Genomic DNA, 11678 nt, shown 5'->3' with positions numbered 1-11678 from the left:
GTCGCGCAGTTCGTCAGCCACGCGGTGCAGCGCCTGAATTGCGTCATCATCACCTGTCCGTGCGGTATTGCGTGCGGCGCTGAACTGAATTGCGGTGGCGTAACTGATGCATTTTGCCAGCAGGTCGTCACGGCGCTGCCGGTTACGCTGATATAGCCGGGGTAAAATAACCGTGATATCCCGGTATACCGTCTCGCCGTCAAAAAACCACGAACCATCAATACTGCACCCGTCAGGCAGTGAATCCAGTCCCGCGATATTCACACTGTCCGGGTGCAGAGAGTACGCATCTGTATCCGGCAGGCTGGGATCTGCAATCTGAATAATCACGCCATCAGCAGGCGAGTACGCAATAAATACCGGGCCGCGTAATGCAGCGGCGGCCTCAAACCAGTCAAAACCGTTTTCGTCGATATAATGCTGCACTCCTGGCAGTTCCGGGTTGTTTCGGCTGTAGGGTCTGAGGTTGAGTAATTGTGTAACCCCGGCTTCTGGCACTGACTGATAGTGATTTGCCGAAACGTGCGACGGGCTACCAACGCCCCCCGTAGCGTTAATCCAGACGCCGTTAACGCAGTATTGCAGGTACGCGTAGATTGGATACTCCGTATCGTTGTCAAAGTTACCGCCAGTAAGCGCACAGCCAGCAGGAGCGGTACCGCCACCACTCCCCCAGGTGGTTGACATATTCGCCCCAAAGCGCGTCGCTGTAACAAATCGCGCATTGGCATCCGCGATGGTTTCGTACCCGGATAAATCAGGCGCAGGTATGACCACGACCCCTGTCATACCGTTGACGCTGGTCACGGGGTACGGTGGCGCGTTCGAATCGCCAAAATACTGACGCCACGGTCCCCATGGGCCGCTGACGCCATCAAAACCGGTTGTCAGACCTCGCGCAAACTTCTGGCCTGTACTAAAAGTTGTGTACTCCTGCTGACAACCATAAGCGGAAGGGGTAACCAGCAACGTGCCGGACTGCGCGATGGGGTAGTTCAGTTCAGGTAATGCGTTAGCATCCATTTGTTGGCAATAGACGCCTGCGGATTCCGCTGCCCCCAGCGTATTCAGGTCAACGGCCAGAGGGGTCGGGTAAAGCGGAAGTGCGCCGGTATCTCTGGCCGTGAGTGAATCTTTCGTCGCCAGTTCGCCCAGTGCAAGATGCCCCCGCGCCGCTGCCTGCGCAGCTCCTCCCTGGTCCGCTATCTCTTCCAGCAGCTTGTCCTGGCGCAGGTAGCGTTCATCAGCAATCGCGGGCGTCAGAACAGCGACGTTCGGGTCGATAACCAGCGTGACGCTTTCGGCGTGCACAATCGGCATCATGAAGTTGATCGTGACCGATTTCATGACGCTGTCACTACTACCGGGCAACCAGGTCTCCGGGTAGGCACCGTACGCGATGAGCGTACCTTTGCTGCTCATCAGCCCCAGTTCACGGATCACCTTTCCGGGGTACGTCGCAGCGACAGCCACCGCCGATCCCGAAATCATATATTCATCATTGTGACCCACCGAGAATGGCTCTGAACCAAAACCATTTACCAGCTCTTCGGTGGTCGGGTCTGCAGTAACCGGGGCACCGCCACCGTCGCCGATTTGCATCTCTGTAATTTCGACCACTTCACCCGCGTTATACGCGGCCGCTATTTCTGCTGCACCGACAGCCGTCAGCACTAAATCATTCGACATTGCCTACCTCATTTTTCGTTGCGCCCGGGGCCTCAATCACGCAACAGCGACTGCAAGGCGTCAGGTCCGATGGTCCAATATCCCCCGTTCTTCGGGCGTATTCGCCACATAAATAAACTATTTTGCGCACACCATATTCGTTTACCTGCGTTGCCGGATACTTGTTCAGGGGATCGGTTGCTGTTTCACTGAAATTCCAGCCAAATACAGACAGATCCCCCCATTCACCATACAGGTAACCCATATGTCGCCCGGATGATATTGTACTGGTCATTTCATCAATATCAGGAATGCGTCCGCCGAACGATGCGGCCCATTCTTCTGGTTCCGTATTACTCGCTACCCCGACAGAACCGTCCTGGATAAACCACAGCACCGGCGAAATGCTGTGCACTGCTTGTCTGCCGTAGCCGTCAGTAGCAGTTACCGTAACAGCTCCCGGCCCGGTAATGGTCACATCACCGGCATCGTTCACTGTTGCGCTGCCGTTGGTGACGCTGTACGTCAGTGCACCCATAGCGCCCTGAATAACCAGGCTGTAAACTGCACCGACAAATGAGGTTGTGGGGGAAAAGTCAGACGTCATCCAGTCGTTGACGCCCACGCCGATAAGCTCAAGGGCTGGCATGAGTGACACGGTCTCATTAGCCCGCATCCACCCCGCGAGGATCACATCCCCTTGATTCTCACTGGACACCCGCAGCCCCCAGTGCTGGGACTTGCGCTTGTTACGTTCGACACCGGCTTCAATGCGGTTGTAAATACCGTTATCCAGCACAGCACCAGAGCGGGCAGTACTGAGCAATACTTCAAACGTACCGCGCTGCCCCTCCGGGGACATTTCGAACCACTCACGCAGCGTGAGCGATACGCCGTAAGCATCTGCCAGAAAATTCAGCGTCTGGTCCACGGAAGTAGGCGTCCCCAGCAGGCGAAAAACGGCCAGCGCTTCTTTCACCTTCTGGCGTTTCAGGTCAGTGCTCAGACTGTCGTCCCAGTACTCCACCCGGAACCATGCCGCCAGGAACGGCAGAAACCGCTCATCAACATTGTCAACGTCGAGGATGTGCAGCTTTTTCATCAGCGGCACCAGCGCCGCCAGTTCGTCGTAGCAGATTTCGCTGATGGCCTTTCGGGAGGTGTCTTTAAGTAGTCTGGACGGGATCATGTTCTGGTTCGCTCGTGACGGAATAGCGAAAGCATACCAATGGCGGGAATAACGATTGGTAGAACTACCAGGAGAAAAACAGGGGCGCAATAAAATATACGCTACCAGATAAACCAGCCGAGCATAATTAAAATGTCAGAGAAAAACAGCAATAAAGAATTAGCCCGTAATATTGATAAATTTGATATTGCGACACTGCTGCTTAAATATGATTTTGAAGGCGGTAAAACAATTAATGCCGCCCGTCGTGTTCGCACACCCGTTGTGGCTGACCGTCTTAATGCATTACGTTACAGCACTGAGATGTTTAACGATGAAATTACCGACGTGCTGGTGTCATCCATTGCCACGGCTACGTTACAGTTCGGCCACGCTGAAAGCGACAAAGACGACGTGCTGACGCTGAGCAACCCCTGTGAAATCCCTGTTGATTTCATTATCGACAATTTCGCCTACGACGATATTGTCCGCCTGAATGCCCTGATGGGGAAAGGCATCAAATCGCCGCACACTGAACCGCAGCTCATCGCCGCCGTAAATAAAGACATGATTCCACTGTATCAGGACTACACATACCAGGACACCACCGTCAACGCGGCGCTGCGCGTTCGCCGCCCGGTCGTGCGCGATCACATTGACGCTCGCGGCTATTCGATGGAGCGCTGGGGCCATGCGTTTGGCGACGGCATCATCGCCGGAATTGCGGCAGGGACAATGGTCTTTGGTTCACTGTCTGAAATCGACGGAAAGCCGGTGCTGGTTAATCAGGTTAATATTCCGGTTGAGTTTATTATTAATAACTTTATTTATCCCGACCTGCTTCGACTGAATCGTCTGCTGGGAAAGTCTCCGGCCTGATCCACGTCAGAGGGGAAACATTAAAAAAGGCCGTTGATTATCTGACGCACCCCAAAATACGCCGGGCATCTTATGCGGAAATACTGAATATGAGCTGGCAGGAATTACTGTATCTGATGGAGGTAATCAGCAATGGCCGATAGCGGTGATGACTTTTCCCTTGAGCTTGTCGTGGGCTTAAAAGACATGTTTACGCAGTCTGCGCGTAAAGTTGAAAAAGAGATCGACAAGCTGGATAAACAGGCAACAAAAACCCAGACGACATTTTCAGACGTCAGCGCCTACAACAAATCCGCTCAGGCACTGGACAGGATGGTCCAGTCCAGCAACTCCACCACGAGGGAAATTAAAGAGCAGGAACGCGTGGTTGATGGCCTGTCGGACAAGCTGAAACGCGCAGGCGTCAACGCGGGCAACGCCGCCAAAGAGCAGGAACGGCTCGGGCGCGAGGTCAAGCGCACTAACGAGCAGCTCAAAGCCCAGCAGGATCTGAAAGACCTGATCATCGGTGGGCTGACGTCATACGTGTCCGCCGGTGCCCTCAAGGGGTTATGGTCTGCGGGGAACAGTACGCAGATGACGGAAAAATCCATGCTGCGCCTGACGAACTACTCGCGGGAAGAAATCAGCAGCCAGGCGGAGCGGGCTTTTCGTAAGCGGATGGCGGCAACGTACAACGTCGAGCAACCCAACATCATCGGCACGCAGACGATGTTTAACCAGCAGGCCGGACTAAAAGGGAAAGACAACCAGTCGGCGGTGAATGCGGCGCTGCGCTTCCAGACGCTGACGCGCAATGCTGACGGCTCAGAGGCGTACAGCAACGAGGAAATCGTCGGGGCCATGTCTGCGATGATCCGCAAAGGCGTGAACCCGCAGAAAGCCGCCTCGCTGATGTACAAAACGTTCCGGGAAGGCGGCGACGTCAAGCATGACCTGCTCGATACCGTCCAGGAGTATTACGGCAACCTGGCATCACGGGGCGTGAAGCCGGAGCAGTTCTTCGCGCAACTTATCGCGGGCCAGAAGAATGACGTCTTCAACTACGACAAGATTGCCGACTCCATGAAGGAGACCTACACCGCCAGGCTGACCGACCCGGCGATGTTCGGTCAGCTTGTCGGTGTGGGAAAAAAAGCGGGCGCGGTGGCTGACATTACCGATACAGGGCTGCGGCGTCGCGTCACCAATGCGTTGTACCAGTTCCGGGATAACCAGCTCCACAACCGCGACACCACCAAAAACGTGGGTGAGCTGTACCAGCTACTTGGCGAAGTTCGGAAAAAGTCTCCGATGGCCGTACAGCCTATTTCCACCCTGATTGGCGGCACTATGCTGACGGAGGATTCCGGCGTGGGTGCGGCAACGGCGATGGGGAAAGCGCTGGTAAATCCTGATGCGTTGCTGGGGGACTACGACAAAACCTTTAACGAGATACAGGACTTTCTGACCGACAAGGAAAATCTTGAAGCTGGCGGTAAAGCAGCAATGCAGGGGGTGTCAGATGCAAGCGCCGACGCCCTGAAAAATGTCGACGGACTGACGGGCAAAATCCGCGATCTGTCGCTGGCCGCATCGGAGTTTGCCGGGGCGCATCAGGGGTTATCCTCAGGTGCAGTGATGGGCACCGCTGCGCTGGCCTTCGGTGCCGGTGTGTGGGGAAAAAAACGCATGATTGGTGCCGGGCTTCGCCTGTTGCGCGGCGGCGTTTCTGATGAAGCGGCCACCAGCGCCGGTCGCGGTCTGGGTGGCTGGCTGCGAGGTGCCCGACTGGGCAACGCAATGAACGGCGCACTGGAGGAGTCCCCCGGCATGCTGGGCCGTGTCGGCAGCGGTGCGACAAAAGCCATGGGCGGCGCAGCTAAAGGCATTGGCCTTGGTCTGCGCAAACTTGGTCCGCTGGCGACTATCGGCTTTGGCGGATACGAAGCCTGGAATGATTACCAGAATGGCGATATGAAAAGCGCCTCCGGGGACGTGGGCGGCATTGGGGGCGCTCTTGCCGGGGCCGCTGGCGGTGCTGCAATCGGTACGGCCATCCTTCCTGGTATCGGTACGGCCATCGGTGGACTTATTGGCGGCGCTATCGGTGAATGGAGTGGTGATGAACTCGGTAAAGGGCTGTATTCCTGGTGGAACGGGGACGAAAGCAGCGACGCCGACAAAAAATTACAGGCGCTGACGCCGGGTACAGAGACGCTTGCATCCTCCCCAGGCGACAGCCCGCCCCCCATTGAACTGAATTTTTCGCCACAGATAGCCATCCAGGCTATGTCAGCGGCCCCGGAAGAAATCAGCAAGTCTGTGGAAGATGCCCTGCGTCAGTCCACGCCGGAACTGATTCAGGCGCTACAGTACGCGCTTGAGCAGGTCATGAACGGAAACGACCACCTGCGCCCCAGCCAGAGATAAACCCGTTTTAAATGCGCTTTAAGAGAGGGTTAAATGCAAAAAGAAATCATTGGTAGCGCAACATTATATTGTGGCGATGCGCTGGAGATTTTGCCCACCTTAACCGGGCCATTTGATGCACTGATAACGGACCCACCCTACAGCAGCGGCGGGCTGCATGCGGGGTCCAGACAGGCTAAACCATCCGGTAAATACAGCACGAGGATCGCTTATACTGACTTCTCCGGGGATAACCGGGACGCCCGTAGCTGGGCGTTCTGGTCCGGGTTATGGCTTGCGCAGGGGCTGAGGCAGGTTAAATCCGGCGGTTATGTGATGATTTTCACCGACTGGTGGCAGCTTCCGGCACAGACCGACGTCCTCCAGGCGGCGGGAGCCATCTGGCGCGGCATTGTGCCATGGGATAAGACCACCAGCAGCCGCGCCCCGCACACCGGGTATTTTCGCCACCAGTGCGAGTACGTGGTGTGGGGCAGCAACGGAAGTCTGCCGAAGTGCGCACACGGTGGCCCGTTCCCCGGCTTCGTCACGCAGCGCGTCATTCCGGCGGAGAAGTGGCACATGACCGGAAAGCCGGTGCCGCTGATGGATGCCCTGATGGCTCCGCTTGTCCCTGATGCGCACGTCCTCGATCCGTTTATGGGGAGTGCCTCCACCGGACTGGCCGCGCTGAAACGGGGTGGGCGCTTCACCGGCATCGAGCTTAGCCCGGAGCATTTCGACAACGCCTGCACCCGGCTGACGCAATGGATGGAACATCAGCCGGAGGCATCATAGCGTTTTCAGCCGCGCCGTGTAGATATCCCGCGCAATGTCCGCGCCGGTGTCCGTCAGACCAAACGCCAGCTTCATGCTGGCGTTTCTGTATTTGCTGAGCAGGCCGTGGCGGTGCAGCGTGTGACAGGAGGTGCGAAAGTTGGTGGCAAAGAAGGTTTTCCGGCTGTTCTGCTCCAGCATCCTGAACAGGCGAACAGAAGGAATAACCGTCTGATCGGGATTGCGTTCCCGGAGGGCATAGAGTACAAACAGGAGGTCTTTCTGAATGGCTGACAGTCTCATAATTTCCCCTTATTCATGCCTGACATGAATAAGGGTTGCACAGGAACGACTACAGCACAAGCCCGCGCTGACGCAGTGTCGCCACCTCTTCAGCCGTCAGCATCCCGGCGCTGACAATCCCATTCTCCGCGAACGCGGGCGCACTGCCTGCAAACCATGACGCGTCATCGAGCTGTAACAGGTACTGTAACGCCAGCATCTGATCGCCGTCGTCACCGACCGGCTCAAATCCCAGCAGCACGTCGTCAGGCTCCTGCGTCAGCCTGTCCGCCATTTCCCGGAACGGATCGAGCGCAGGGGCTTTCTTCACGGCGGCATTCATCACCGGTGCGCTGACAGATTGCTCCGCCAGCAGACCACGGCGGGACGTCAGCAGCTTGCCGCTGGTGCGCTGCACGTTTTTCAGGATATCCGGCACAAGGTCGTATTTTTCCGCCTGCTCATGCAGCGACGCCGGAATGGTGGTCATCTGATTGACGGGGGAGCCTTTGAACTGGTGCTCTTTCTGCATCGTGCTGTCCTGGCTCAGCGTGTGCGGGGTGATGCGTTCTGACGCGGCCCTGACGTCAGCCGGGAGCGCGTCATACTGCTCCCGCGCCCACGCGGAGACCGTCGACCGGCACTTGTGATGATTGGGCGGCCAGTACTTTTGCCAGAGCGGATCGCTCTTGGGCTTCACCATGTCATCCAGGTGGCGGCACAGTTCCGTCGTGCCGTCATCGAGCACGGCCACATAAACCAGATATTCCACCACGTCGTTGTCTGCAATCTGCGTCCAGCGCCCGGCGTTGTAGGATGTCATCATGTTGTTGCGGTAGTGCAGCTCCAGATAGTACGGGTTAGTGGCAGATACGCCGCTGGCCGTCAGCATCTGATCGAACCCCTGCATGGTTTCCGCCTTGCTCATGCCTTCGCGCAGGGATTTTTCATACAGGCTTTTGACGTCATTCACCGCGTGCTCCGTGGACACGCTCGCCACGGTAAACGCCCGCATGCGGATATTCGCGTCCATATTCCGGTAGGCGTCACCGCTGACGGGCACCTGTGCCCGCAGCCAGCCGATGGCCTCGTCAAAGCTGAATGACGGCTCATCCGCCAGGGTGATACCGTCAAGCCGGAGCAGGACGTGATACTGCCCCAGCAGCCAGGCAAACAGCATCGCGTCGGTGTAGCGGTCGGCGTAGGCGTTATTCGTCACATCAAACGCCGCGTCCGGGTCGCGTTCAAAATGTTCGCGCAGCGTCTGCGCCAGTGCGGAAGCGGTCAGGTTCAGGGCGACACGTTCGGCTGCGTCGAGCTGTTGCAGGTTCGCGGCTTCCTGGCGGCGCACAGCATTAAAGGGATTTACCACAGGTTCAGCCCCCACGCCCGTTGCAGCCAGTTGTTTCCGGCAGGGTTCGACAACTGAATAGCCCCCGCGCTGCCGTTGCCCTGCATCTGCTGCACCATCTGACCGAATGCCTTTTTGTCGAAGCGGATCGCAATGCCACCGGCGCGACCGTTGAGCGCAAACAACCAGCGCAGCAACGTGCGATTCAGGGTGTTAAAGACGATTTGCGCATCATCGGCACTGATACGCAGGGCGGCGCGTTCGTGCACCTCGCCCAGCGCACGGGAGCCGTACTGCTGTGACGTGCCGGTCAGCGTCTGCCCGGTAATGAGTTTGCAGAGTTTGTTGTCGTACTTCTCAATGACGGCCATCAGTTCGGAGGCTTTGCCGCTGGCCGTCAGCTGCACCACCTCACTGACGCCGGACAACGCCACGCTGCCGCCGTTTTCAATCACGGCCATCGTCCCTGCGATTTCTTCCAGACTGGTCTGACTGGCGTTACCTTCGTTTGCCAGTGCGATGGTGGTCGGTACGCTGTATTTATCGGCAAGGCGCTCCAGTTTTTCGACGTGCTCCCATTTTGTCTGCCAGGTGGCCCAGGCTGGCTCCAGAACGGACTGGCCGTAGGGGCGCTCCCGGCTTCCGTCGCGTACCACGGGGATCACTTTCCCGGTCGGGACGTCGCTGTAGCTCAGAACGTTGCCGGTTGATGAATACAGGAGTTTGCCATCCTTGCCCCAGCGAAAAGCGCGGGGGTGGCGGCGTTCGGCATAAACGGGGCGGACGTTGCTGCCGTCGCGCACCCAGTCCAGCTCGATCAGGTTGAAGCCATATTCCGCGTGGTGAAGGCACTCACGTAACAGGTTTTCGAGGTCAAGCTCGCTGAGCATCTCCTCAGCCCAGGCGATATCGTCCGGCGTGCCGGTTATCTGAAATGGGGCCATCATGGCGGTCGTGCGTCGCAGCAACAAATCTGAAACGATTTCGTCGTCCATCAGCATGGCGTCGATGGACATCCAGTAATAATCGGAGAACTCAAACCCGGCCGCGCCAAGGCTGACCGGGACGGGGTAGTAGCTGCTGAAGACATCAGCGGCGGCGTAAGGGAGGCGTGAAAACAGCTGCGTGGCAGGATTGACCTTTGACATATTGTGCACCCGCTGCGCCGACGTAACCGGCGGAATTTGTATTATCGCCGTCGCTGCTGCCGTCACTCAGACCGAGCACCGCATCCATCATCGTGTCTGCGTCTTCTCTGTCCATGTCGAAATTTTCTTTAAATTCCTGTGTGCGGCCCAGTTCGTAGACGGCGCGTTTAATCAGGGCTTCGCGGATAACTTCCCGACTGTCGGCGCTGAAAGCCCGGTTTTGTGCGCCCGCTCCAATCAGGCGCGAATATCCCCAGCGGGCTGAAGCCTGCACGGCGAACTGTACGTTCGTGACCACCTTTGCCTCGGGGTCGCCGTGCGTCCCCCGGCCACGGCCATACGTCAGTGATTCAAACAACTGGTCGTCCAGCGCCGCTTTAACTTCGGCAACCGTGATCAGGGTTTTCAGCTCGCTGAGGGTCATTACTCGCCGTCCTCCATGTCAGTGTCGGCGACGCCTGCGCCGTTCTGCGCCGGTGGGTAATATCCTGCACGCAGATCGCGCAGCGTCTGTTTCATGGTGCGCTGCTCATCCAGCGGGACAAGCGTCTTTTTACCTTTGACGGTTTCGGTGCGGGTTTCCGGCAGGACTTTCGCCCAGCACAACGCCCCCACGGCGACAACCGGCAGCGGCTTCGAACGCCCGATAACTTCCAGCACTGACGGGTTCTTTTTCAGATCCGTACTGGTGCCGAACGGCATCGGCTGCAGCCCGTTCTCGATATCGTCCAGCGCCAGATACTTGACCTGCGCCCCGGCGCTCTTGTCTTCTGCGCACAGCGCGTTATCCGGGATTTTCGGCACCATGATGCCGCCGGTGCTTTTGTAGCGCCCGGACTGGAGGCGGACGGTATAGCCCCCGACATTGATTTCTCCCTGGTTGACAATGGACACGTTGAGGATGTTTGACTTTGACGACTCCGCCAGTTTGAGCGCCGTGGAGAATGCCGCCTTGCCTGCCGCCACGGTCATGGTGTCGCCATAGCCCTGGTCCTGCAGCGTCTGATAGATGGTGTCGAGCACGTTGTAAAAGTCCATGATGGAGGTTGCCGCGCTCAGGTCTGTATCATCCTCGGCCAGCACGTTAGGCATGCCGTAGTCCACCTCGTACAGATCCAGTTCACCGTTCGCCGTGCGCATCGGGTAGGCAATCTTCCCTGTCAGCGCCTGCGCACACAGGGCTTCAGTGGTGCGCTGCACGATGTTCATCATGCGGTTCATCTTCTGATTGGCGTAAGCCTGGACGCTGTCATTACTCAGTGCACGCAGGTTATTAAGCTCCGCCGCCGTGATGAAGTCGGACAGGTCGATACCCTGCGGCTCAATCGCCGTGAGGTTGTTTGACCCGCTGTCAATGGAATAGGCCACTGTGCCACGGCGGACCACCGGGGCGTTCTGAATGACCCCCATCAGCTCAGAAATGTTGATTGATGCCAGCGGCCACTGCCCGCCGTCCGCGAAGAACTGCTCACGAATGGGGCTTTTAACGCTCTTACGGGCGCCCAGCAGTACCGCAACGGCATTGACACCGAAGCATTTACGCAGAAGGTCGATAATATCCATGTTTACACTCTCTTAAATACGGTTTACCCCGCCCGCTGGCGGGGTGTGAATTACCAGACGTTTTCGGCAAACAGTCCGTTCGCTGACAGCAGTTCAGCCTGCGGGGTGGTGACCGGACTGTCTCCCACCGTGACGCGGGAAAACAGGTAACAGCCATGCTCCAGCACATTGACGGAGGTATCCCCGGCCAGCTGCTCGGTGGTGGCAATGGCGAACTGCGGCAGCGTGACCGTGCCGTCATCCGGGTCTGGGATGACGGTGGTCGTGCCGTCCCAGACCGTGACTGTACCCGCGGATTTCATCAGCACCTGACCGGGTTTCACGCCCAGACCGCCTTCCACATTCCAGGTGTTCAGTACTGCCGGATGCCCGCTGCCGACCACGCCGGAGGCTCTGATGCTCGTTGTTTTTGAAAATTGCGTCATAACTGACCCTCTTAATATGATGACCG

General features: G+C 57.6%; 11 protein-coding genes. 3 read left to right on the top strand and 8 right to left on the bottom strand.

What is annotated here, in order from left to right; translation table 11 throughout:
• Nucleotides 1–1689, bottom strand: a 1689-nt coding sequence (locus ACK5JN_RS06370; protein WP_416869381.1) for a phage tail protein, incomplete at its 3' end; no start/stop codon positions are given.
• A complete protein-coding gene (locus ACK5JN_RS06365; protein WP_416869380.1) occupies nt 1679–2857 on the bottom strand; it encodes a phage tail protein I in 1179 nt (392 codons plus the stop codon). The genes ACK5JN_RS06370 and ACK5JN_RS06365, both read right to left, overlap by 11 nt.
• A 132-nt stretch (nt 2858–2989) precedes the next feature.
• Between ACK5JN_RS06365 and ACK5JN_RS06360 the strand changes: the two genes are divergently transcribed.
• From ACK5JN_RS06360 to ACK5JN_RS06350, 3 genes are all read left to right on the top strand, one after another.
• Complete coding sequence (locus tag ACK5JN_RS06360) at nt 2990–3715, top strand: hypothetical protein (RefSeq protein ID WP_416869379.1); 726 nt, start codon at nt 2990–2992, stop codon at nt 3713–3715.
• A gap of 132 nt (nt 3716–3847) precedes the next feature.
• Nucleotides 3848–6127: a hypothetical protein gene (locus tag ACK5JN_RS06355; protein WP_416869378.1), complete on the top strand. Its 2280-nt coding sequence runs from the start codon at nt 3848–3850 to the stop codon at nt 6125–6127.
• 33 nt (nt 6128–6160) lie between these two features.
• Nucleotides 6161–6904 (top strand): DNA-methyltransferase, encoded by a 744-nt coding sequence (locus ACK5JN_RS06350; RefSeq protein ID WP_416869377.1) that lies wholly within the window; start codon nt 6161–6163, stop codon nt 6902–6904.
• Here the strand turns inward: ACK5JN_RS06350 and ACK5JN_RS06345 are convergent.
• From ACK5JN_RS06345 to ACK5JN_RS06320, 6 genes are read right to left on the bottom strand one after another with little or no spacing between them, the layout of a single operon-like run.
• Nucleotides 6899–7186 carry a chromosome segregation protein ParM gene (locus ACK5JN_RS06345; RefSeq protein ID WP_416869376.1) on the bottom strand — a complete coding sequence of 96 codons (288 nt, stop codon included), beginning with the start codon at nt 7184–7186 and terminating at the stop codon, nt 6899–6901. The genes ACK5JN_RS06350 and ACK5JN_RS06345 overlap by 6 nt on opposite strands.
• Before the next feature lie 49 nt (nt 7187–7235).
• Nucleotides 7236–8537 (bottom strand): phage minor head protein, encoded by a 1302-nt coding sequence (locus ACK5JN_RS06340; protein ID WP_416869375.1) that lies wholly within the window; start codon nt 8535–8537, stop codon nt 7236–7238.
• Nucleotides 8531–9664: a phage portal protein family protein gene (locus ACK5JN_RS06335; RefSeq protein WP_416869374.1), complete on the bottom strand. Its 1134-nt coding sequence runs from the start codon at nt 9662–9664 to the stop codon at nt 8531–8533. The genes ACK5JN_RS06340 and ACK5JN_RS06335 overlap by 7 nt, the downstream gene beginning before the upstream one ends.
• Nucleotides 9606–10088: a hypothetical protein gene (locus ACK5JN_RS06330; RefSeq protein WP_416869373.1), complete on the bottom strand. Its 483-nt coding sequence runs from the start codon at nt 10086–10088 to the stop codon at nt 9606–9608. The genes ACK5JN_RS06335 and ACK5JN_RS06330 overlap by 59 nt, the downstream gene beginning before the upstream one ends.
• On the bottom strand, nt 10088–11227 hold the full coding sequence (locus ACK5JN_RS06325; protein ID WP_416869372.1) for a major capsid protein: 1140 nt from the start codon (nt 11225–11227) through the stop codon (nt 10088–10090). Before ACK5JN_RS06325 ends, ACK5JN_RS06330 begins: the two co-directional genes overlap by 1 nt.
• Before the next feature lie 50 nt (nt 11228–11277).
• Nucleotides 11278–11652 (bottom strand): hypothetical protein, encoded by a 375-nt coding sequence (locus ACK5JN_RS06320; protein WP_416869371.1) that lies wholly within the window; start codon nt 11650–11652, stop codon nt 11278–11280.
• Nucleotides 11653–11678: the final 26 nt, after the last annotated feature.

Origin of the sequence: Kluyvera sp., assembly GCF_047971185.1 — a bacterium.
In the GTDB taxonomy this organism is placed as follows: Bacteria; Pseudomonadota; Gammaproteobacteria; order Enterobacterales; family Enterobacteriaceae; genus Kluyvera.
The sequence above is the reverse complement of the archived record's forward strand: the minus strand, read 5'-3'. Positions and strand labels throughout refer to the sequence as shown.